The sequence below is a fragment of the Streptomyces sp. NPDC090119 genome (genome assembly GCF_044747085.1).
In the GTDB taxonomy this organism is placed as follows: Bacteria; Actinomycetota; Actinomycetes; order Streptomycetales; family Streptomycetaceae; genus Streptomyces.
In genome coordinates this window covers 198,069-220,640 of record NZ_JBIVDK010000008.1, presented here as the reverse complement: position 1 = coordinate 220,640, position 22,572 = coordinate 198,069, and the positions used below count along the sequence as shown (strand labels likewise).

Genomic DNA, 22,572 nt, shown 5'->3' with positions numbered 1-22,572 from the left:
ACCAGACCAACAGGGACAGACCAGCCACCCCGGAAAACCCCGCTAAGCACGGAGCCCCGGCCCGGCAGGCCCCACCGGGCACGGCAGGAGGCAGGAGGCAAGAGGCAGGCCAGGAGACCAGGAACCACCCCCAACCCCCAAGGAAGTGAACGACGGGCGGCGCAAGGCAGACCGCCCGACGGGAGACAGGCCGCCAGCCGGCGGAAGGAAGGTGGCCGGGCCGGCGGCCGGGAGACACACGCCCCCGCACCCCCCGGTCTCCACACAGCACGACAGACACCGGTCCGTCAGACAGGCCCCCGGAGACGGACGACGCCAAGACAGCCCCCAAGGCCAAACAGGCACACGTGGAAGACGTGCCGGGCGCCCTCGATGAGAAAGGGCAGCGCCCCGAGCCCGGCCCGGGCGTGTCAGCCCCGACCGGCATAATTCGGCTGTGGACTTGAGACCGGAGTTGTTGCCCCCGTTGGTGAGTCGGCAGCGGGTGGATCGGCTGTGTGCCGAGGTGGAGCGGATCGCTGACCTGCTGGAAGGGCACCCGGAGGCGGCGAGCGAGGCGATCGCGGCCTTCAACGTGGCCACCGGGCACGACTACGAGGCTCTCGACTTCGCCGAGTACTACGCCGGCAGGAGTCTGGAGGACTTCGCGCGGGAAGCGGCCCGGCCGGCTCGTCCCGTGGTCGCGGACATCACCCGGGACGAGCTCGTGGAGATCGTCCGCAGACTCCTGAGGGGCGCCCCGGAGAGCGACCACTATCTGCGGCTCCTCGAAGCGAACGTGTCACATCCCCGGGTGAGTGACCTGCTCTTCCACCCCTCGGACGCCCTTCAGGATGCGTCCGCGGAGCAGATCGTCGACGAGGTTCTGAAGTACCGACCGATCGCGCTCTGAACTGCGGGGGGGGGCGGGGTCACGGTACAGCGCCGTACAGAGATCATCCTTGGACTTTCGCCGTCGCCTGTGGTCCGGCATGCGCGGCACGGTCGAATGCCCCGCCCGCGAGGATGGCCACATGGACGATCTTGTGAAGTTCCTCGTCGCACGCATCACGGACGACAACCACGCCTATGCCTACGTGGCCGAGATCCTGGGCGGCGAGGCTCTTCTCCACGGCCATCTCCCCATGCTCGACATGAACGAGCAACTGACGTACGACTACCCGGCCATGAGCCCCTCGGACCCCCGCTCAGCCGGCTTGGCATACGCGCTGCGAGTCGTGGCCCAGTCGTACGCTGAACACTCCGCCTACCGCAGGGAATGCCCCCCAAGGAGACAGACCCCAGGGGCTGTCCGGCGGATCACTGCGGACACGGGCCCGGCCCGCCTGCCTCCGTTGCCCCTTACCGCTGCTCAGTCGCGGCCTCATCCGGGCAACAGTGCCTGGACGTCCGGAAGTTGGAGCGGCGCCCGATGTCCGAAGAACGGTCCACGTAGGATCACCACTCGAGGGGTGGTGGCGTGTTCATGAGGAACGACCGATGGCTCGTGGCGATCGTTGCGGCGCTGCTGCTGGCCGGCTGTGGCGGTGGTGCGGAGATCGACACCGGGAACGGCAAGGCGGTGGCGCTCAGGAAGGAACAAGTCCGGGAGACGTTGCCGGACGGCGGGGCCATGCCGGGCTGGAAGGAGTCCGTCCGGCCCTATGCCATGGAGATGGACAAGCTCTACCTTTCAGTGGCCTGCCCCATCAAGGACAACGCGGGCTGCGAGAACTCCCGCTTCTACGGCGCCTCGACCTTCCGACGCGACGACAGCGCGGTCAACGCCACCTTCCTGGTCATCGCCTACGACAGTGAACAGGCCGCCCGCAAGGCGTACGACGTGCTGTGGAACGACTACTACGGCAAGAGGGCGGGAGAACGGGCCAGGAAGTTCAGCCTCGGCCCGATAGGGGAGAGGCGCGACGCCAGGTTCGGCTCCTACGGCTATCACGGCGAGCCCAGCACCGTGGCCCAGTTCCGGGTCGGCACGACGCTGCTGTGGGCCATGGCGGATTCAATGGACAAGGACAAGAAGGACGACGTCAACGAGGACGCCACCCGGGACCTGGCCACGGTGCTCGCCAAGCGCGCCCGACAGGCCCAGAACGGGGACACGCCTTCCGCCACGCTCTGACGGCCGACCGAGCGGCCACGCCAGGCCCGTACCCCGGGGGGGGCGCCCTGCAGAACGGCCGGCTGGCCACCCGGCGCACCACTGCTGTGCTGCTGGCCTTCGGTACGCACCCTGAGCCCGCAGATGCGGAACCTTCATCCAGGGGTGAGCAGACGACGTGACACCGCCTGCTCCGTGACTCCGCCGGGTACCACCCGATACAAGCGCGCTTGCGGGATGCGTGTGACGGAGTCCGTCAGTCGTCCCTCCGTGAAGAGGGCGCCGACGCCGTCCTCGACGGCCCAGCCGCCCGGCAGCAGACGGTTCGCCACGGCTGCCTGGTAGGAATCTCGTCGGCCCGGCTCGCTGTCGTAGTGCGGACAGACCGAGCCGGTCAACAGGCCCAGCCTGTCCGCGAGGTGGGTCCTACATAGACCACATCCTGGGACAGGAGGAACGCGCGCATGGCGTCGTCGTCGAGCTCCCGCCGGAACAGCCGCAGGACGTCGGGTGCGCAGGAACGCGGCCGGTATGCCTGGAAGAACTGCTCGATGTAGCCGGGGGCGTCGCCACTGGCGGTCGGAATGAAGCACACTCTCGGGCGAGGAGCTGAGACGTGGTCCAGGACCCAGTCGTCCAGCAGACCATCGTCGTCGGTGGAGAAGCCGCCTCCGAGCAGAGCCAGACGACGAGCGGGAGCAACAGCCACCAAGGTGTCTCCTCAAGGACAACGGGCGCCGGTCATTGGCGTCCCGCGGACGGTGGGTCACGTGGGCAGCCCATGGGCAGGCCAGGTCCAAGCCTTCCAGGGCCGAGAAAACCGGCGATACTCCGCAATGCCGCCGCTCACGGTATCCGGGGCTTGCGAACCGGCGAGGGGGCCGGCCGATCGCCCTGGTCAGAGGTGCCGGGGACGACGGAAGGGCGCGCTCCGCGCTGGAGGAGATTGCAAGCTGGTCGTCCTCAGCGCGCCCCAGGCAGACGAACCGCCTCGATGTCGTTGTCGTTCAGCAATGCGTCGATGAGGGCTGACGGCCCGGCGACCTTGGTGGCCCACAGGTCGTAGTCGGTGCACAGGACCCACGAGCGGTCATCGGCCCAGAGGTTGGACGGGCTGAAGTCGGCCTCGGACTGGTCGTACAGGACCTCGGCGTCGCCGATCCGGCCCGTACGCACGTGGAGGTTGTCGAAGTCGACGGCCCCGAGCATCAGCGGGTTGTAGTAGGCCAGGCAACGGGTGTCCGGGCCTGCGGGACTGAACTGGGTGAGGAGGGCGATCAGCCGGTTCCAGGTCTCACGGTCCAGGCTCCCCTCGGTCGGCGGAACCATGCCCAGCGGCCAGCTGCCCTCCTTCTTGGCCGAGGGGAAGCAGCGGTAGGAGGGCATCAGGCCGTCGGCCACGACCGGGTCGCCGGTCCGCGAGGCAAGGTCGGCCCAGCGCAGCCTTCGCCAACCGGGCCCCGGATGCTCGGCGCGGCCGAGCCCTCCTCCCGTGGCGACGCTCACCGCGTCGAGGTCGATGCCTCCAACGACGTGCGGCTGGACATTCCCGTCCGCCAGCCGCGCCTGGTGGTACTCGTGGTACGACACATCGATCGGCCCCTGGCTGTGCTCGTACATGGCGTTGAGCACCCACACGGCGTCAGGCATCGCCGGAGGCATGAACCCCGTGATGCCATCACCGCACAGCTCCAGCAGCCAATCGGTGGCCTCGGAGGGCACGAGCGGCCACAGGCTGGACATCAGGTCCGACTCTTCGGGCATGCGTCCATGATCCCAGGCGCGAATCGCCCTCCCGCAAAGGGCCGGCAGTGCGCCGGTCGGGGGCCGCGTTCCCCCGGGGTTCGGTGGTGTGCCGCATGGAGGAATCCGTTCGGACGAGGTCTCGTACGTCATCTATTGCGTCGCCTCAGGACTCGCCCCTGCCGCAGGCGATCGGCGCGCGGTAAGGGCAGCGGGGGCCGACAACGGGGCAGTTCCCGCTGCCCGAACGGCCATCCGGCAGACGGGCCGCCGGTGATCCGGACTTCGCGGACACGCAGGCCGGGCTCGGGTCAGCTCTGGCCCGCGGGCCTCCCGGCTGTTTCGGGTGCGGGGGCTACAGCTCGAACTCCAGGTCCAGCACGTCGTTGATCTGTACTTCCTGCAGGGAGCCGGCGCGGCGGCCGCCGTCCTGGAAGTACACCTCCTTGAGTGCTTCGGCGGTGAGCTCGCGCAGCCGGTCGTCGCCCGCTCCCTGCTGCTGGGCGTCGAAGAGCCGAGCGGCGTGCTGCGGGGGCAGGGCGACGGTCAGGTGCCTGATGCGGTCCTCATCCGTGGTGTTGATCGGTGCACCGGCGTAGCCGAGGCGGGCGTGGACGTCGATGACGATGCCGCCGGTCGTTGCCGCCTTCTCGCGGGCCCTGGCCCGGATCTGCGGCTGCCAGCGCTTCTTCACCTCGCGCTCCAGGCGCGCGGCGAGGTCGGCGCGCGGCTTCTTGGCCGTGCCCGCCACGTACCGCTCCACCTGCCGCTGGGACATGCCGAGCAGTTCGGCGACCGCCTTCGTGCCGCCGAGCTGCTTGACCATGTACCGCATCTGCGGGCCCGCGGACTTGGGCGCGGGGCGGGTGAACGCCTTCTGCACCGCCTTGTCCAGTCCGTCCCCGAACTCCTTGGCCATCGCCTGCCCGCTCCCCTACTCGCCGTGGTCGGCGTCGGTGACACTGCCGTCCTTGATGTACCGGGCGAGATTGAGCTCGGGGGCGTCGAACCGCTCCCGGACCTCTTCGCCCCACAGCACGCTCTGGGTGCCCTCGTGCTTGACCAGGCCGGGGTTGATGCCGAGCTTGAAGCCGCCGGGCAGTGGCTTGTCCTCCCGATAGGGCAGGAAGTCCAGCGGGCCCGGTCCGCTCGCGGCATAGACGACGCAGTCGGACAGGATCGCGATGGGGTACTGGCCGGTGAACGCCGCGTGCTTGACGATCTTGCGGTGCAGGTTGATCCGGGTGCGGGAGATGACGGCCGCGCGGATGTCCGGGCGCCAGGTCGGGCGGGCAAGGGCGCGCCACGGCTCGCCGGGCCGCCAGCCCTCGCCGCGTGGGCGCTCGCGGAGCTTGCCCAGGCCGCCCTTCACCGTGGCCTTGACCGCGGAGACGACGATGGCCAGCTCCGGGTCGCGGGCCGCGTAGCCGTTCATCGCGGTGAGGAAGTCGGCCGGGGCTAGGTCGGTGGCGACGCCGAGGTCGGCCATCGTGGCGACGTAGGCGTCGCGCAGCCGGTTGTACCAGCCGTCCAGGTAGCGGCCGTTCTCGCGGCGCACCCACGCCTCCAGCGGGCGCACGTCGTAGCCGAGCTCCACCGCGTATGCCACGGTCGGCGTCGCGTACCAGGCCGGGCCCTCGGGACGCTCGCCCTTCGGTGTGAACGGGGAGGGCAGCATGCTGCCGTCCAGCTCCACCCACTCCTTACCCGCCTTCACCCGGGACAGGTCGACATGGGACAGGTCCACCAGCCAGCTGCCGGGCAGCTTCGGGTCGAACACCGGGTCCGAAAGGTGCGTCGGCGCTCCGAGGCCGACGGTCAGGCCGTTGGCGCCGGCGGCGAAGGCCATGTTGACGTCGATGCCGACCAGGTGGCGCAGGGTGCACTCGGCATCGGTCATCGGCCGTGCCCAGTCGTACGCCTCCTCGAACAGCTTCTCTGCCGGGCCGCGTACGTGGAACCGGGGCAGGTTCGCCAGGAGCGGGTGGCCGTCGGGGGCCTCGCACGGTGCGCAGTCCACCGGGTCCTTGCCGAGCGAGCCGGGGTTGTGCGCGGAGTGCCGCTTGCCATCGGCGTCCGGCTCGGAGGCTCGGGTCGGCGGGTGCAGCGCGGTCATCAGCTCCAGGCCGGTCACAGCGGTCGATCCGCGCGGTGTCATCACCCGGGACGCGTACACGCCCAGGAGCCGGGCGAGTTCGGCCGGCGGCAGCTGACCGGCCGCACCCCAGTGCCGGGTGTCCAGGGCGTTCCACGACGGGATGCACAGCTGGACGCAGGCCCGCTCCGCCCCGGTCGCGGGGCGGTAGATCCGCGCCCATGGGCCGAAGCCGCGCTTGGTCAGCTGCCACTGGGCGCGGGTCAGTTGCTTGATGACCTTGTGGCCCTCCGGGATGCGCCCGGCGATCCGTTCCTCCTCGGTGAGGGCTGCGGGCAGGCCGTAGCGCTCCAGCGCGGCCTCGGTGAGTACGAGCAGCGGGTCGGCGTCCTTGCCGGGGCCGGAGAGCTTCGGCGCCCCGAGCTTCGCCTCCTTGAGCGTCCAGTCCACCAGGGACGGCAGGGACTTGGCGGGCACGTCCAGGACCAGGCCGCCGGTGCAGTACGCCAGCACCTTCCCGTCCTCGACATCGACGACCGTCAACGGGCCGTTCTCGAACCGCGGGTCTGCGGCGCCCGCCGGGGCACCGGCAGGGGGCGCCTTCCGTACGCCGGGACGGCGCGACGTCGGCGGGGTCCTGGTGGTGCCCGCCGGGCGGGGCGCGGTGGCCGGAACAGCGGTGACGGGGGCGGGAGTTCGGGTGTTCCCGGTCGCGGTCGTGACCGCGGCCTCGGGGGCCGTGCCTGTGGACGGCGTCTCGGCTTCCACCGGGGCGGCGGGGGACGTGGCAGGCACCGGGGCGGCGGAGGCGTCGGTGGACGTGGCGGACACCGGGGCCGGGTAGAGCTCCGCGAGCTGCTTGAGAAGCCGCGCGTACGCCTCACGCTCGGGGCCGCGTGGCTCGGTCGGCTTCTTCACCGACTCCCAGGCGGACACCGTGGCCCGGCGCACCTTCAGCGCACCGGCGACATCGTCCAGCGTCAGGCCGTGCGCGGCGCGCAGCCGCTTGCGCTCCTGCGCCGGGGGCAGCGCGGCACGCGACGCGATCAGCGCGTCGACCGCGTCGAACATCTCGGACATGGAACACCTCCTGACCCGCACCCTACCCAATAACCGCAAGACTCACGTACTTTCACCGTACGAAAACCGTACGTTCCCCATCGAGGGTGAGGCGATGTTCCGTGCTGACGGCTTCGACGGCGCATCCGTGATCGCGCACTCGGCTGCACGTCCACCACGCCGACGAGCAGGCCGGACCAACGACGTGGGAAACCGGCCGTCGCCCGCGCGTGGTGGCGGCTTCACAAGCCGGATGTGACCGAGGTGATGCTTCTGTCCGGAGCCCGCCTCCCGTCGGCAGAGGTCTGGGACCGGCCCGTCATTCGCGGCATCGTCGCCCGCCTGCGCAGCCGCCAGCGCTACACACCCGGCGTCCGCGAACCGGCCGGTGTCAGTCCGACCCGGCCAGGGTGCCCGCCGTGAGGAAGAACGTGACGGCGTAGGTGAAGCGGTCGGTGCGCACGGCATCGTCGAACCGGGTCACGAACCGGTCCGCGTCCAGCGGGTGGAGGTAGCCCCGGGCTGCGGCTGTGTGCGCCCAGGTACGCAGGCCCATGACGTTGTCGACCGCCGACGGGTCGCGTACGACCAGGGTTCGGGCCTCCACCGTGATGTCGCGGACGCCGCGGGCCGCGAGCAGTCCGGCGTGCCGGTGGGCGAGCGAGCCGTTGCGCAGGCCCACCTCGGCTCGGAAACGCAGTACTTGACGGGCGAGTTCCTGGTCGTCGATGTCGAGTACCTGGGTGTCGTAGTCCGGGTCCGCCAGGGCGACCCGGCCACCGGGGCGGACCACTCGCAGCAACTCGTTCAACATCCTGGCCGGTTCGGCGGCGTGCTGCAGGACCCGGTCGGCCCAGGCGCCGTCGAACCGGTCCGCTGCGAACGGCAGCCGGTGGCCGTCGGCGACGGCGGCATGCGACAGCCCCCGGTCCCGCGCCTGCGTGATCATCGTCAACGAGCTGTCGATCGCGACGACCCTGGCCCCGCTCGAGGAGCGCAGGGCCACGGCGGCGTCCCCGGTACCGGCTCCGACCTCGAGGAACAGCCCGCCGGGCTCGGCACGCAGAAGCTCGTCGAGTCGCTGCTTGTACGCGGCGTAGAACGGCTCCGCGCTCAGCCGGTCCAGTACCCGCACCCACTCAGCGGGCCGGGGCTGGGCGTCCACCGAGGTGAAGCCGTGAGCACCCTCGTGGTCGTTCATGGGATCACGCTAGACGGTGACCGTAGTTGGTCTCACCGCTGGCACCGGTTCCGTACATCAGAAGCAGGCTGGGGCCTTGGCCCTCCCTTGTGGGAACGGGAAGACACCTCGAAGCGGCTATCAACGGTGCGTGCGCTGCGCGACGTCACGACCGGGGCAGCGGTTCACGGGCCGCGTGCCAGGCCGGAGGCAGGGCGGCGACGCCGGTGCGGGCGGCGATGACCCCGCCCGCGATGGCGCAGGTCGTGTCGATGTCGCCGCGCCCGGCGACCGTGACCCACAGGCCCTCCTGCAGGTCGTCGAGGTGGCCCGCCGCGCACCACAGGGCGTACGGGATGGTGTCGGGCCCAGACATCCGGTAGCCGGAGCCCAGGACCTCCGCCGCATGCCGGACCGAGGTGTGCTCCGGCATCCGGGCCGCGATCCGCACTCCCGACCGGACGTCGCTGTCGGGGAGCCGGTCGGCGACCGCCTGGAGGAAGTCCGCTCTGGCCGGGGTGGGTCCGCCCCGGCTGCGGGTCGCCAGCGCGGTGGCCACGGCGACCGCCACCGCGCCGGTGACCGCCTCCGGATGGTGGTGCGAGACCGCGCTCTGGTGGGCGGCCTGCTCGGCGGCCACGTCGAGGTCGGCGCTGTGCCAGGCACCGAGCGGGGCAACGCGCATGGCCGCGCCGTTGCCCCAGGAGCCCTGGCCGCCGAACTGTCCGGCGACCACGTCCTGCCAGGGCTCGCCCGCCCCGATCCGGCGCAGCACGTCGTGCATCGAGGCTCCGTAGCCGCGGTGCGTGTCCTCGGCGTACGCCGCCGCGAGGCGCAGGGCCAGGCGGTCCTGGTCGACGACGCCATCGCCCTCGACGAGCTCCCGGACGAGGACCAGCGCTTGGACGGTGTCGTCACTCCAGTGCCACAGCGGTTCCGGAGGCAGCGTCCGCGCCTCCAGGGCTGCCGGACCGTCCCTGCGCAGGATGCCGAACCAGCGGTCCCCGAAGGCGTCGCCGAACGCGAGCCCGTACAAAGAATCCAGCGCGGCGGTAGGCACGTTGATCATCGGTGCAGTATCGCAAGGCGACGACTTTCCCGCGCTCCGATTTCGGGAGCGGGCAGGCTTCTGACCTGGAAATCGAAGCTGGACCGGCTCGGTGTTCGATCGTCCTCCTGCTAGCGTCGCGCGGTGATCACTCTGGGGGAGCCCGCGTTCTTCACCCGTCTGCGCGACGCGCGGCGGGTTCTCATAGCCGTGGGCGGGCGGTGGCTTCGACGTGTACGCCGGGCTGCCGCTCGCGCTGGCGCTGCGGTCGGCGGGCAAGGAGGTGCACCTCGCCAACCTGTCCTTCGCCGACCTGTACGGGCTGAGCCCCGATGTGTGGGTGGACGAGGACGTCGCGGCCGTCGGGCCCGACACCCCGGTCCGCGGCGACTACTTCCCCGAGCGGACCCTCGCCCAGTGGCTCCGGACACAGGACATGTCGCCGGTCGTGTACGCGTTCCCGAGCATCGGGGTGGGTCCGCTGCGGGCGGCCTACAGGGCGCTGATCACGCATCTCGGCGGTGTCGACGCGGTGGTGCTGGTGGACGGCGGGACCGACATCCTGATGCGCGGTGACGAGCACGGTCTCGGTACACCGGAGGAGGACATGGCGAGCCTGGCCGCCGTGAGCGGGCTCGACGAGGTTCCCCACCGACTGGTCGCCTGCCTCGGCTTCGGGGTGGACGCGTACCACGGTGTGAACCACTCGCTCGTGCTGGAGAACCTGGCCGCCCTGGACCGGGACGGCTCGTATCTCGGCGCGTTCTCGCTGCTCGGGGCAGGGCGGGAGGGCGCGCTGTATCTCGATGCGGTGGCTCATGCCCAGCGCCACACCCCGAGCCACCCGAGCATCGTGAACGGGTCCGTGGCCGCCGCCGTGCGTGGTGACTTCGGCGACGTCCGGTTCACCGAAAGAACCAAGGGCGGCGAGTTGTTCGTGAACCCGCTGATGTCCATGTACTTCTGTGTGGACCTGCCCGGGCTGGCCCGCCGCAATCTCTACCTTGACCTGCTGGAACGGACGTCGCTGATGCGGCAGGTGAGTTCCAGGATCGAGGAGTTCCGCGCCACGCTGCCCCGCCAGCGTCCGCCACGGCTGTTCCCCCACTGAGCCGACGGGCACCCGGCACTACATCCAGTGGCCGCCGGTACTCCAGCCCAGGAAGCGCCGGGCGCGACCGCCGTCCGCCGTGCCGTCGTCGCCGAAGGCGCCGCCCTCGGCGATCAGGGTCAGGCCGTTCAGAGCGGGCGTCAGCCGGGTCGCGACGTGCGCGGCGTGGCGGGCCGTCTCCTCGTCCAGGCCCTCGATGACCCGCCGCTGCTCCTCCGGCGGGCACAGGGACAGGTGGAACACCATCTGGCGCCACGCGTACGCGGCGTCCTTGATGGTGCTCAGGGGCCGCGGGTTGTGCTGCACACGAGCGGTCAGTCGGCAGACGGTCACAAAGCACCGGCGCGCCAGGTCGGCCCAGCCGGGCCTCGGGGTGATGCCCACCCGGTGCACCAGTGTCGCCAGGTTGTGCGTGGTCAGGATCTGGGCCTGCTCGATCACCGTGCCGTTCGCCGCGACCGACCAGGACCGCAACGCCGTCCCGGCCCGCTCGGCGCACAGCCGTGCGAAACCGGGAGAGGTCCGGGCACCGTGGGAACGGGCCGGGTCCGCGCCGCACTGAGGAACTTCGGGCTGAACGTTCCCATGAAGATGTCGGCGGCCAGCTCCTCGACGAACGGCGTGCCCACATCACCCTGACGTCCGAGCACGCCGAACTCGCGGACCAGCGGGCTGGGCAGGGTCGTGCCCGGGAACGCCTGCACGGCCAGCTCGCCCAGTTGCCGCAGCACGCCGAGCGCACCTTCGTCGTCCGGCGTGCCCACAGCGGCGGACCGCTGCCCCGACACGGCCCGCACCCAGGGCAGTTCATCCACGCGCACCTGCCGCTCAAGGTTGAGCAGGAGCAGCGAGCGGCGGTTTCGGAACGCCCGGTAGTTCGCGGTCATCAACGCCCGTAGGGTCTCCTCGCCGTACACCTGTGCCGTGGTGGCGGCGACCAACTGCGGTACCAGCTCGGCCAGAACCTCGGCGGAGGGGACGACGCCGCGCTCCACCAGGGTGGCCAGCGGTGCGCTCAGCGCGGATTCGACCGTGTGGCGGATCGCGGCCGGTATGTCCGATCCGGCGGGCAGGCCGGACTCGCGCCCCTCCTCCCCGGTCACCGGGTCCAGCAGCGGGTGGACATCGCTGATGCCCGTCTCCGGTGGCAGCAAGGCGAGTCGGCGCAGCACCAGTTGGGCCAGGGCATGGTGCGAAGGAAGCGCCGCCTGCTCGGCCTGACGCCGACGCAGGGCCGTGTGCACGGCGGAGCCCGGCATGCCACGCCGCCGTACCATGGAGGCCACCGCATGCCGTAGCAATCCGAGCCGCCGTGCGTCCAACTCCCGTCCGGCGACGGCTTTTTCGAGCGCGCCACGCAGAATGCCCAGGTTTTCCTCGGGGTTGCGGTGCTTGGTGCAGCGGGTGTGCTCCGCGGCAAGCTGCCAGTACCGGTCGAGGAGAGCCTCACCGTGCGCCACCCAGCCGCTGTCCGGGGCGCGTTCGAGGACGTGCCCGTCCCGCGCCGTCCGCAGCCAGTGGACCAGCAGTTCGTCACCGAAGGGCTGCCACACCGCGAGCGCCTCGCGCTGGGTCTCCACGGCCGCGTTGGGCCGCCGCCGCTCCAGGGTGCCGACGACGTCGGAGACGGTGCGCCGGTGGACGGCCTCGGTGGCGTCGGGCGCGGGCCCGGCCGCCGGGCGGGGCAGGAACCTCAACCGGTGGGCGAACGGCTCCAGTTCGGCCACCAGATCGAGCGCCGCGCCCGTCTCCCCGTGCCGCACCAGCCAGGCCAGGGTGAGCAGCGCGGCCTCCTCGGGCACGGCGATCTCGTAGTCGCCGTTGTCCAAACGGGCCCACAGCCGGGCGAGTCCGGGCTCGGTGAGGCAGTGCCTGAAGAGCGCGCGCCGTTCGGCGGTCACCCCGAGGCTCCGCGCCGCCTCGATCTCGTGGACCTGGAGCGGTCCGCCCTCGCCCGCGGTCCCGGTGGCGAAGCCGCCCCTCACCGCCTCCGGCGTCACCCAGGAGGGAAGGCCCTTCGCGGGCTTACGCGTACCGATGGAGAGCCGGCCTGTGGCCATTCCCGCGAGGACCTGCCGCCAGCGCTGCCCACGCGCGTCGGCGCGGCGTCGCGGCCAGGAGGAGAACGCCGTGACCCCCCGACCGGGCGTGGTCGGGGGGTCACGTGGCGGTATGCCTGGGGTGCGTCGGCTCAGTACGCGGAGTTGACGTTGTCGATCGAGCCGTAGCGGTGCGCGGCGTAGTTGGCGGCCGCGGTGATGTTGGCCACCGGGTCCTTCACGCTGTGCGCGGTGCCGGCCACGTGGTAGGTGTTGAACGTCGGGTCGATCACCTGCAGGAGGCCCTTGGAGGGGATGCCCTTCTGCGCGTTGACGTCCCAGTTGTTCTGGGCGTTGGGGTTGCCGCCGGACTCGCGCATGATGTTGCGCTTCAGACCGTCGTAGCTGCCCGGGATGCCCTTGGCCTTCATGATGGCCAGCGACTGCTTGATCCAGCCGTCCAGGTTCCCCGAAGCGGCCGAGGCGGCGTGCGGGGCGGTGTGCGCGCGGTGGGAGACGGCGTGGACGGTGTGGGTGGCCTGCGGCGCGGCGAACGCCGAGGACGGCATCAGCGTCACGGCGGCGGCCGCGGCACCGGTGGTGGCGAGGCCGGCCAGGGTCAGGTTGCGCAGGCGGGCACGGCGGGAAACAGAAATCGCGGTCAAGAGGGTCTCTCCATCAGACGTCGTTGAGGCACAGGCCGGGATCGGTCGTGAGCCTGTAGGGCGCCGGGGCGAGGCCCCGCGGCCGCCGGGTTGACGAGGAACGGGCTGGACCCGGGAATCAACACCCGGTCCGGTCCGCCGCTCTGGCAGCGATAAACATGATTAAAGGCGGGCAAACGCCGACGCAACCATGTGACCTACTACCCCCGTACGGAGAAATGCCCGAAATGCCCGGATTCGATACTGGCGGTGCTGCTCAGAGCGGGGCCCCTCCTACGATCCGCGGTAGGACGTGACGTAGCCCCTATGACCACCGTCACCGGGCCCACCCACCGACCGGCTGGCAGCAGGAGTCTGGAGCACTTCGCGAGGGAGGCGGCCCGGCCTGCTCACCTCGTGGTCGCGGACATCACCCGGGACGAGCTCGTCGACATCGTTCGCAGGCTTCTGACGGCCGACCCGGAGAGCGACTACTTTCTGCGGCTCCTGGCGGCGAACGTGTCGTATCCCCGGGTGAGCGACCTGGTCTTCCACCCTTCGGACGACCTCAAGGACGCGTCTGCGGAGCAGCTCGTCGACGAGGCTCTGAAGTACCGCCCGATCGCGCTGTGAGCTGTGTGGGAGCCCGGTCGGCCGCGGCCGGCTGTTCGGCGCGGAGGGTGGCGAGGCGGGAGGTGGCGGCCTGCCGGGTGGTGCCCGGGCCCCGGTCAGGTCTCCTGCGCAACTCCTTCCTCGAAGGCATCGAGAAGGATCTGCTCGGCTTCCCCATGCGTGAGTCGCGCACCGCGCACGGTGCGGGTTCTGTGGCGCGGGCCGGAGCAGTGGATGGTGAAGGCGTAGCCCTCGTCGGTTTCCTCGAGGGAGACGTGCACGTGCATGGGCCAGTCGCAGCCCTGGGCGCCCCAGGTCAGGTGCAAGTGGCGGCGCAGGGCGGCGAGCCTGTGGTGGGGCGGAAGACTCCGCCGGGTACGGCAGCCGTCGCAGCGCAGCAAGTACGGCACGCTGCCCGGCCGGGCCAGGAACTCCTTGCCCCGGCCCTCCAGCGAGTTGCACCGGCCGCACAGAGGGCCTCGGACCAGGCCGTGGTCATGGCAGTGATCCCAGTCAGTGGCCGGGCGGGCCGTCTCGCACATCGCGCACAGAAACCCGACCGGGCCGGGGCCGTTCTCCCGCACCCGGGCATAGGGGACGCCCTGCAGTTCGCGGCGGTAACGCCGCAGGCCCGCAGCCGCGCAGTCAGGGCAAAGGATCTTCCAGCCGGCAGCGGTGGGCGAACGCCAACTGTCATCAGGGCCGACGGAGCCGCAGCCCTCACAGGGCTGGCCGACGGCATACAAGCTGCTCTCGCGCTCGTCTCTCCGGTCGAGAACGAGGGCGAGGGTCCGGGGGATCATCCAGTTACCGCCCGCCCGCACGAGGGCGCGTACGGGGAGCGTGCAGGCGATGGAGTAGTCCAGGTATCTCCGTAGTACGCAGTCGGCGGCGGTGTGGAGCGGCTGCTGTGCGGCTGCCGCAGGGGGCCGCGGGCAGCCGCAGTCGTCGTCCGCTCCCACACCGGCTACGACGCGCCGCAGCTCGGTGCGCCAGCCTGGGTGTCCCGAACCCCGCGTCTCCTGCTCGCGGTACCCCAGAGGCACGAGGTCCTCGAAGTTCCAGGGCAGTTCCGCCACGGCGCGGCCCGCTTCCAGCACATCCTGCGGCATGAACTGCCACTGGCCGCCGTGCTTGTAGGAGCGCACCGGCACATGTCCGAAGAACAGGAAGTCGTGCGGGGCCCGGTCCTTGCGTCGGAACCGCTCAGGAGAGAGGGGGATCGGGCAGGCCCGTGTCGCGTCGGACAAGTACGACACCGCCGTCTTTCGAGTGATCACCCGGCCAGCATGGCACTCGCCACTGACAGTGAGAGTGGAGGTGCTCAGGGTGCCCGAGTCCGACGACGAGCCGGCAGTCGGCTTCCGGTGCGGGTGACCGCAACCGCCCTTCCGCTCCCCCACTCAGGTCATCTGGCCCCCGCCCATGTTTGCCGACCGCGCCCCCGGTCACCCGGTATGTCTGAGCCCGTGTGTCCGCGGGTCGCGCGAGGGCGGGCGGTGAGCGCCGCGCCCGGCGGAGTGGAGAGGATCAGCGAGCAGGTATGACCGAGACCCCGCACACCACGACAGACTCCGGCGCACCGGTCGAGAGTGACGAGCATTCGCTCACCGTCGGCCCCGCCGGACCCATCCTGCTCCAGGACGCGTACCTGATCGAGCAGATGGCCCAGTTCAACCGGGAGCGCATTCCCGAGCGGCAGCCGCATGCCAAGGGCAGCGGGGCGTTCGGGCACTTCGAGGTGACGGGGGATGTCACCCCGTACACGAAGGCGGCCGTCTTCCAGCCGGGTACGCGTACCGATCTGGTCGCCCGGTTCTCCACCGTGGCCGGGGAGCGCGGGAGCCCGGACACCTGGCGTGACCCGCGCGGCTTCGCGGTGAAGTTCTACACCAGCGAAGGCAACTACGACATGGTCGGCAACAACACGCCGGTGTTCTTCGTCAAGGACCCGATGAAGTTCCAGCACTTCATCCGCTCCCAGAAGCGCCGCGCCGACAACAACCTGCGTGACCATGACATGCAGTGGGACTTCTGGACCCTCTCCCCCGAGTCGGCCCACCAGGTGACCTGGCTCATGGGCGACCGGGGCGTGCCGCGCACGTGGCGGCACATGAACGGCTACACCTCGCACACCTACATGTGGATCAACGAGGCCGGTGAGGAGTTCTGGGTCAAGTACCACTTCAAGACCGACCAGGGCATCGAGTTCTTCACCCAGGACGAGGCCGACCAGATGGCGGCCGTGGACACCGACTATCACACCCGTGATCTGTTCGAGCACATCCGGGACGGGGAGCACCCGAGCTGGACCCTGTATGTGCAGGTCATGCCGTACGAGGATGCCGCCGACTACCGCTTCAACCCCTTCGACCTCACCAAGGTGTGGCCGCACAGCGACTACCCGCTGATCGAGGTCGGCAAGATGACGCTGGACCGGAACCCGACGGACAACCACGCCGAGATCGAGCAGCTCGCGTTCCAGCCGAACAACTTCGTGCCCGGCATCGGCCCGAGCCCCGACCGGATGCTGCTGGCGCGGCTCTTCTCGTACGCCGACGCGCACCGCCACCGCATCGGCACGAACTACGCCCAGCTCCCGGTCAACGCGCCCATCACCGACGTCCACACGTACTCCAAGGACGGCGCGATGGCCTACCGCAAGACCAGCGACCCGGTGTACGCCCCGAACTCCAAGGGCGGCGCCGCCGCCGACACCGCCCAGTACGGCACCCCGCCGACCTGGCACACCGACGGCGACATCACCCGGACCGCCTACGTCTCGCACGCGGAGGACGACGACTGGGGGCAGGCGGGCACCCTCGTCCGCGAGGTCCTGGACGACGACGCCCGCGACCGGCTCGTGGACAACGTGGTCGGCCACCTCCTCAACGGCGTGACCGAGCCCGTCCTCGAGCGCGCCTTCGAGTACTGGTCCAACATCGACCCCAAGCTCGGCGCGCGGATCGCCGAGGGCGTGCGCGCCAAGGCCGATGAGATGGACCCCAAGGCCGAGGACCAGGGCAACCCGGCCCGCCGCAGCATGCAGCACAAGGCCTGACCAGGCCCCGCCCGGCGCCCCTCCCCCGTTCGCGGGGCGAGGGGCGCCGGGCTGTGTGGGTCGGGCGGGGGTGGGTACTGCGGACTCCATGAGTGTCACCTCCCTGATCGACACCGCACTGGATCGCACCGTCGTCCTCGGCTACGGCTGGCCCGGACTGCTCCTGCGGCGGGTGCTGCCCGACTGGCCCGACGGCCCTGAGCGGATGGACGGCAAGGTCGTCCTGGTCACCGGCGCGGGGTCGGGCGTCGGCCTGGCGGCCGCCGTCGGCTTCGCCAGGCTGGGCGCGTCGGTGCGGGTACTGGGCCGTGACGAGAAGCGCGCCGAGCAGGCCGCCGCGCTCACCCGGGAGCAGGCCGGTGGCGATGTGGACGTACGACCGGTGGTGTGCGACGTCAGCAGCCGGGCCGCGCTGCGGGACTTCACCACGCGGTTCCTGGAGCAGGAGGACCGGCTGGACGTGCTGGTCAACAACGCCGGGGTGATGCCGGACGAGCGGCAGTACAGCGCGGACGGCGTGGAGCTGACGTTCGCCACCCATGTGCTGGCGCCCTATGTGCTGATCGAGGAGCTGACACCGCTGCTCGCGCGGTCCGCGCCCTCGGTCGTGATCAACGTGACCTCGGGCGGGCAGTACAGCCAGCAGCTACCCGCCGGTGATCCGGAGTCCGAGGACACTCCGTACAGCCCGAAGAAGTTCTACGCCCGGACCAAGCGGGCGCAGCTCGTGGTCACCGAACAGTGGGCGGAGCGGCTGCGGGAGCAGGGGGTGCATGTGCACGCCATGCATCCGGGGTGGGCGGACACCGCGGGCGTGCGGCGGTGGATGCCGGTCTTCCGGACGGTGACGTGGCCGATCATCCGCACCCCCGAGCAGGGCGCCGACACCATCGTGTGGCTCGGCACCGCTCCTGAGGCCACCGACAGCGACGGCCTCTTCTGGCACGACCGCCGCCCGCGCCCCACCACGTACCCGATCGGCGCCGACCCCGACCCCGGGGAGGTCCGGGAGGAGCTGTGGGAGTACGTCACGTCACTCGCCCACGGCGAGCGGTCCGCCTGACTCCCGGGGCTCGGCCGGCAGGGTCGCTCGGCGGTGCAGCCCGAGTCGGCGGTCCTCCACTCGGGCTGCTCGTCCGGCGATCGCGGCCACCGCGTCGGCCAGCGCGGGTTCGGTGATCTCGGGCAGTTCCCGGGCCACGGTCGCGCGCAGCGCGGCGGGGTCGGTGCGGGCGGTCGTCAGGAGGGTGTCGGCGGTCTCCCGGCGCACCGTGCGCAGGGCGCGGGAGCCCGCGGGGTCGCGGGTGCGGAGGAGGTACCAGAAGGCGGGCGGCAGGGCCGTGCCGCCGGAGGCCGTGACGCGTCGGCGGCGCTCCGTCCGCGGGTGGCGGGGCGAGTGATGGCCGTCCTGCTCCCACAGGAGGCTGCCGTCGGCGGCGTAGGCGCGGACTCCGGTGGGAGTGTCCGCGTCGGTGAGGACCACGTCCTGGGCCGGGCCCTCCGGGGGTGCCCACAGGGCCCACGGTCGTCGGCCCTGCCGGTCGGCGTCGAAGCGGGCCGTGCGGCCGTCCACGCTCTCCACCAGGAAGTGGTCGGGCGCGTGATGGCGGTGCCGGGTACGGAACTGTATGCGGGTGCCGACCAGACCGTCCCGGCTACCCAGCGGGGAGTCGGTCAACGGGGCGGGGAGAGGGGCCAGTTGGAGCGCCTCGGTGTCGAGGGACATGCCGTCTTCCGGGGTCGGGGTGAGGAACCGCGGCAGAGGTGAGGGGCCCACGGGCTCCCCCGTCACCGGGTCGGCCTCCTGCCAGGGCCGGTCGGCGTATACGGCGTTGGTCCAGACGCCTTCGCCGTCCCCTAGCTGCAGTTCGTCGCGGTCGATTCCCTCCCTGCCGCCCGCTCGCAGCACCCCCTCGCCGCCGTGCCGACCCGTCCCGTCGGCGGTCTCGAACTGGAAGCCGTAGGCGCCGTCCAGGTGGCCGCCGAAGGGTGCCAGGCCGGACGTCTCGTCCGGGGTGAACGTGTCATGGGGACGGTCGGCCCAGCAGGCGGTGTCGCAGCAGTACGGGTTCGGGGAATGGGTCCAGCTGACCAGGAAGGAGCCGCCCACGTAGTGGACCGCGTGCATGGTCGCCCCCTCCGGTACGGCGAACCGGCAGGAGCCCCGCACCCCGTCCGGGGCCACGGCGACCGCCCGGTCGGTGCCGAACACCGTCAGGACGGGCCAGGTGGCGGTCACTCCGGCCACCGCGTCGGGTCCGCCGTCCGCCGCGAACTCCGCGTACACCGACTCCAGCGTGGGCCAGGCGAGTTCCTCCGGCAGGCCAGCGGCGAGGGAGCGGCGCAGCGCGCCTGCCGCTCCCGCCTCGGCGAGGGCGTCGGCGATGTCGTCGAGCGCCGCCACCGTGGGCTCGTCCAGGAGGAGTTCGAGTTCTGCGACGGCCTCCTCCGCGCCCGCCATGCCGCCCCCGGCGATGGTGTCCACGAGTGCCTCGACCCGTCGCGCGACCTGCCGCGCGATGCCGGTGTTGCCCGGCAGGAGGGTCACCGCCGAGCCGGGGCGGCGTTCGCGGCGGCCGAGCGGGCCGTTCGGCAGCAGCTCCTCGTGCACGAGTCGTTCCAGGCGGGGGCCGAGCACCGGGTCGGCGGCCAGTGCGGCCAGGTCACGCCGGGAGTGCTCGCCCCAGAAGTGTGTCTCGATCTCCGGGCCGGGGTCCACGACGGGAACCCCGGCCGCCAGGCAGGCGTCCAGCAGATCCGTGTCGACGCCCTGGTAGTGATGCCTGGTGGTGTGCACCGTCAGCGGTGTGGTCTCGGCTCGCAGGCGCGGACCCCACCGGACGACCAGGTCGAAGAGTTCCGGTGGGAGCTGCTGGCGGGCGACACCGCCTCCGGGCTGTGTCGCGTACTGGTACATGTGCGCGAAGTGGCCCACCCAGCGGCGAAGGCCGCCCTCAGGCACCACCCGGCCGTCCGCCATCGCCTCCGCCGCGCCGCAACCGGTCAGCAGCCGCAGCCACGCGCCGCCGTCGGTCGCACCGGCCGGGAAGATCTCCACCAGCCCGGCGACGACCGGGTCCGTGGGCGGGTGTGCCGCCAGAACCGAGCCCGCGGCTTCCAGCAGGGCTTCCGGTACCACCTTGTCGCGCGCGGCCGCGAGGATCACGCCGACCATCCGCGCGACCTCCTCGTCGGTGTGGCCGGCCGCCTTGGCGGAGGCCCGCACCCGGCGCACCAGGTCCGTGGGCAGGTCGGCGGGGGACTCGACCCACGCGGTGAGGAACTCGCCGAGCGCGGAGTGCGCGGCGGACGGCTCCAGCGTCTCGGTGAGGAACCGCTGATGCGCCTTGAACTCCTTGGCCGGCATGGCGCCGCCCGCCGCGAACAGCAGGGCGTTGGCCTTGCGATAGCCGGGGTCCACCGGCAGGCCGTGCTCGGCCTCGGCGGCGCGTGCCGCGGCGTAGGCCCGGCCGCCCGGTCGGCTTCCGCAGCCGATCAGCCGGTGGCCCACGGTGTCCCAGAACCACGGCAGGTGCGCGGGCGGCAACCGCCGGGCCCGTACGGCCATCGCGTCGACGAACCGGCCGGGCTTGGCCCACGTCCGGCCGAGTTCGGTCCGCATGCCGTCGACCAGTTCGCGCGCGGCTCCGGCTGCGGCCGGGTCGTGAGCGGCCGCCCAGTCGGCGTAGGTGGTCGAGGCGTGGGGGGCCGTGGTCGGGACCAGGGACACCAGCGGGACGATCATGTGTGCGATCGTCGCACGCCCCACTGACAACGCCACCGTGGTCGAGCGGCGATGGCGTAGCGGTGCTCAGGCGCGGAGGGACGGCGGTGTCGGCATGAGCCATCTGATCAGGGCCGTCACCGCTGCACCGGCCGGGACCGCGCACCAGCGTTCGACGCGGGGCAGCACCGGGAGGCCCAGCTGCGCGCGGGACCAGTCGGGGAGCAGGGACACGGCGGCCGCGCCGAGCACGAGGTACGGCGGGAGGACCGGTGGGGGCAGGGGCGGGCGCAGCAGGACGTACCGCACCGCCTCCCGGGTCTGGGGGGTGAGGCGCAGCTCGGGGCGGTAGGAGTCGAGGCGTTCGTGGAGCTGCGCGAGTGTCGTCGGGGGGTTCTCGATGCCGAGCGCGGTGGCGACCGTGGCCATGTCGGACACGTAGGCGTCGCGGCCCGCCGCGGTCAACGGCCGTTTGCCGTAGCGCTGGTGGGCGGTGAGGAAGCAGTACGCCTCCGCGCAGTGCACCCAGGCCAGCAGGTGCGGGTCGGCCGCGTGGTACGGCTCGCCGTCCGCCGTGCGGCCCCGGATGTGCTCGTGCACCGCTCGTACGCGATCCACGGCTCGCTGGGCGTCGTCCGCCGCGCCGTAGGTGGTGTACGCGAGGAAGGTGCTCGTACGGGCGAGGCGGCCCCAGGGGTCGTTGCGGTAGTCGGAGTGGTCGGCCACCGCCGTCATCGCCAGGGGGTGCAGGGACTGGAGGAGCAGCGCGGCGAGGCCGCCGGGGAACATGGACGCGTCGCCGTGGACGACGCGGATCGGGCGGTCCGGTGCGAACCAGCGGGGGCCGGGGGTGCCGTGGACGCGGCGTCGGCTCTCCGGACCGTCGGGGCCTGCCACTCCGCGGAAGAGGGCGTCACCGAGTCGGCCGCGCAGACCCGGACGTGGGACCGCGGCGACCGTGGTCGTCCGCTCCGGACGCGGTCGCGCACGCGTGGGTGGGGGTCGGTCGGCCATTGCCCTGCCCCAATCCCTCGACTGTCACCGAGTGAACACGGTCGGGTGGGGGGACGCCAGCCGCATCGTTGTTGCGTCGCTTCGCCGCGTCGGACGTGCTTGATCGCATGTCGACGATGTCCGGGCCCACGTGGTCCCCTCTCGAAGAATTCGGTGGCGGCACCGGGCGGTGTCCGGCGAGCATGCACCGCATGACCGAACAGCGCGCGCGATGGACCGAGGCGACCGTCTACCCCGACATGTGGGTCGATCCGGAAGACGATCCCCGCAACACCGGAGGTCCCAGCCCGGACGGCGAGTTGGCGACGCTCCAGGACTATCTGAGGGACTACCGGCTGACCCTGCGCATGAAGTGCGAGGGTCTCGACCCGGCGCAGCTCGCCCTCCGGTCGGTTCCACCGTCGACGATGTCACTGCTCGGGCTGATCCGGCACCTCGCCAGCGCGGAACGGGACTGGCGGAACTGGATCAGCGAGGGCGACCCGCTGCCGAAGTTGTACGGCGCGCGGGACGTGGACTTCGACGGCGCCGTTGCCGAACAGGCCGTTGTCGATGACGCGTTCCGCGATCTGGAGCGTGAACAGGCCGCGACCGACGCCGCCTTGGCCGGGTACGCCGACTTGGGACTGCGTGTGGGCAGGGAGGGGATCGCGGTCCGGGAGCTGCTGGTGCACCGGATCGAGGAGTACGCCCGTCACTGCGGGCACGCCGATCTGCTGCGTGAGCGGGTCGACGGGCGGGTGGGGCAGTGAGCGCGGGCTGCTGACCGAGGCCGCCGCCGTCGGGCCGACCGATCAAACTCGGTGGCTGTCCGAAGCCGCCTCCGCAGCTGGGTCGAATGCTCGACGTGAGCCTGCCTCTGGTGACCTTCCGCGGGACCTGCGGGTTCGCGGTGGACGGACAAGTGCTCACCTCGGACTCCACCTTGAGTTTCCGGGAGCGCCCGGCCGAACTCCGCCGAGCAAGTCGGCCATGATCGTGGCGACTTGTGAGCCGGACGGGGCGAAAGTCGCCGGCCGAGTGTCGGCCGGACGTAACGTCCCCCCGTGATCACCGGATCGGCGTCGAGCCACACACAGGACGGTCAGCCGGTGGACGGCTGAAGGCGCGGCGGAGCCGGGCCCGGTTCGGGAGCGAAACGCCCTTG

General features: G+C 71.4%; 16 protein-coding genes and 4 pseudogenes. 8 read left to right on the top strand and 12 right to left on the bottom strand.

Translation table 11 applies throughout. The features are described 5' to 3' along the window. Positions 1-436 precede the first annotated feature (436 nt). Complete coding sequence (locus ACIPPM_RS30080; RefSeq protein ID WP_401453457.1) at positions 437-892, top strand: bacteriocin immunity protein; 456 nt, start codon at positions 437-439, stop codon at positions 890-892. A gap of 43 nt (positions 893-935) precedes the next feature. Here ACIPPM_RS30080 and ACIPPM_RS30075 read toward each other — a convergent pair whose 3' ends face one another. Next, positions 936-1,118 (bottom strand): hypothetical protein, encoded by a 183-nt coding sequence (locus ACIPPM_RS30075; RefSeq protein WP_401453455.1) that lies wholly within the window; start codon positions 1,116-1,118, stop codon positions 936-938. Positions 1,119-1,465: 347 nt separating this feature from the next. Between ACIPPM_RS30075 and ACIPPM_RS30070 the strand changes: the two genes are divergently transcribed. After that, positions 1,466-2,116: a hypothetical protein gene (locus ACIPPM_RS30070; protein WP_401453453.1), complete on the top strand. Its 651-nt coding sequence runs from the start codon at positions 1,466-1,468 to the stop codon at positions 2,114-2,116. A 134-nt stretch (positions 2,117-2,250) separates the two neighbouring features. Here the strand turns inward: ACIPPM_RS30070 and ACIPPM_RS30065 are convergent. From ACIPPM_RS30065 to ACIPPM_RS30040, 6 genes and pseudogenes are all read right to left on the bottom strand, one after another. Beyond that, positions 2,251-2,804: pseudogene (locus ACIPPM_RS30065) on the bottom strand (Type 1 glutamine amidotransferase-like domain-containing protein). Between the two features lie 254 nt (positions 2,805-3,058). Continuing rightward, complete coding sequence (locus ACIPPM_RS30060) at positions 3,059-3,859, bottom strand: hypothetical protein (protein ID WP_401453451.1); 801 nt, start codon at positions 3,857-3,859, stop codon at positions 3,059-3,061. A gap of 334 nt (positions 3,860-4,193) precedes the next feature. Continuing rightward, positions 4,194-4,757: a telomere-protecting terminal protein Tpg gene (gene tpg / locus ACIPPM_RS30055; RefSeq protein ID WP_401453449.1), complete on the bottom strand. Its 564-nt coding sequence runs from the start codon at positions 4,755-4,757 to the stop codon at positions 4,194-4,196. A 15-nt stretch (positions 4,758-4,772) separates the two neighbouring features. Continuing rightward, positions 4,773-7,013: a telomere-associated protein Tap gene (gene tap / locus ACIPPM_RS30050; RefSeq protein ID WP_401453447.1), complete on the bottom strand. Its 2,241-nt coding sequence runs from the start codon at positions 7,011-7,013 to the stop codon at positions 4,773-4,775. Between the two features lie 370 nt (positions 7,014-7,383). After that, positions 7,384-8,193 (bottom strand): methyltransferase domain-containing protein, encoded by an 810-nt coding sequence (locus ACIPPM_RS30045; protein ID WP_401453445.1) that lies wholly within the window; start codon positions 8,191-8,193, stop codon positions 7,384-7,386. 145 nt (positions 8,194-8,338) lie between these two features. Further along, positions 8,339-9,241 carry an ADP-ribosylglycohydrolase family protein gene (locus ACIPPM_RS30040; RefSeq protein WP_401453443.1) on the bottom strand — a complete coding sequence of 301 codons (903 nt, stop codon included), beginning with the start codon at positions 9,239-9,241 and terminating at the stop codon, positions 8,339-8,341. 123 nt (positions 9,242-9,364) lie between these two features. On the opposite strand from ACIPPM_RS30040, the pseudogene ACIPPM_RS30035 reads away from it, so the two are divergent. Next, positions 9,365-10,331 (top strand): annotated as a pseudogene (locus ACIPPM_RS30035) (DUF1152 domain-containing protein). Between the two features lie 18 nt (positions 10,332-10,349). On the opposite strand, the pseudogene ACIPPM_RS30030 reads toward ACIPPM_RS30035, so the two are convergent. Continuing rightward, positions 10,350-12,526 (bottom strand): annotated as a pseudogene (locus tag ACIPPM_RS30030) (hypothetical protein). Beyond that, positions 12,523-13,035 carry a transglycosylase SLT domain-containing protein gene (locus ACIPPM_RS30025; RefSeq protein ID WP_401453441.1) on the bottom strand — a complete coding sequence of 171 codons (513 nt, stop codon included), beginning with the start codon at positions 13,033-13,035 and terminating at the stop codon, positions 12,523-12,525. The pseudogene ACIPPM_RS30030 and the gene ACIPPM_RS30025 overlap by 4 nt, the downstream one beginning before the upstream one ends. 306 nt (positions 13,036-13,341) lie before the next feature. Between ACIPPM_RS30025 and ACIPPM_RS30020 the strand changes: the two genes are divergently transcribed. Next, positions 13,342-13,647 carry a hypothetical protein gene (locus ACIPPM_RS30020; protein WP_401453439.1) on the top strand — a complete coding sequence of 102 codons (306 nt, stop codon included), beginning with the start codon at positions 13,342-13,344 and terminating at the stop codon, positions 13,645-13,647. A gap of 95 nt (positions 13,648-13,742) precedes the next feature. Here ACIPPM_RS30020 and ACIPPM_RS30015 read toward each other — a convergent pair whose 3' ends face one another. Further along, positions 13,743-14,906: an endonuclease domain-containing protein gene (locus ACIPPM_RS30015; RefSeq protein ID WP_401453437.1), complete on the bottom strand. Its 1,164-nt coding sequence runs from the start codon at positions 14,904-14,906 to the stop codon at positions 13,743-13,745. A 263-nt stretch (positions 14,907-15,169) separates the two neighbouring features. On the opposite strand from ACIPPM_RS30015, the gene ACIPPM_RS30010 reads away from it, so the two are divergent. Together ACIPPM_RS30010 and ACIPPM_RS30005 are read left to right on the top strand one after the other, a co-directional pair. Beyond that, complete coding sequence (locus ACIPPM_RS30010) at positions 15,170-16,687, top strand: catalase (RefSeq protein ID WP_401453435.1); 1,518 nt, start codon at positions 15,170-15,172, stop codon at positions 16,685-16,687. Positions 16,688-16,775: 88 nt separating this feature from the next. Then, complete coding sequence (locus ACIPPM_RS30005; RefSeq protein WP_401453433.1) at positions 16,776-17,750, top strand: SDR family NAD(P)-dependent oxidoreductase; 975 nt, start codon at positions 16,776-16,778, stop codon at positions 17,748-17,750. Here the strand turns inward: ACIPPM_RS30005 and ACIPPM_RS30000 are convergent. Beyond that, positions 17,721-20,432 (bottom strand): hypothetical protein, encoded by a 2,712-nt coding sequence (locus ACIPPM_RS30000; RefSeq protein WP_401453431.1) that lies wholly within the window; start codon positions 20,430-20,432, stop codon positions 17,721-17,723. The genes ACIPPM_RS30005 and ACIPPM_RS30000 overlap by 30 nt on opposite strands. A 66-nt stretch (positions 20,433-20,498) precedes the next feature. After that, positions 20,499-21,308 (bottom strand): oxygenase MpaB family protein, encoded by an 810-nt coding sequence (locus ACIPPM_RS29995; RefSeq protein WP_401453429.1) that lies wholly within the window; start codon positions 21,306-21,308, stop codon positions 20,499-20,501. 308 nt (positions 21,309-21,616) lie between these two features. Here ACIPPM_RS29995 and ACIPPM_RS29990 point away from each other — a divergent pair, with 308 nt between their 5' ends. Both ACIPPM_RS29990 and ACIPPM_RS29985 read left to right on the top strand, forming a co-directional pair. Next, positions 21,617-22,177, top strand: coding sequence for a DinB family protein (locus ACIPPM_RS29990; protein ID WP_401453427.1), 561 nt, complete (start codon positions 21,617-21,619; stop codon positions 22,175-22,177). A 72-nt stretch (positions 22,178-22,249) separates the two neighbouring features. Continuing rightward, positions 22,250-22,368, top strand: a pseudogene (locus ACIPPM_RS29985) (SAM-dependent methyltransferase); the annotation flags it as partial. Positions 22,369-22,572 lie beyond the last annotated feature (204 nt).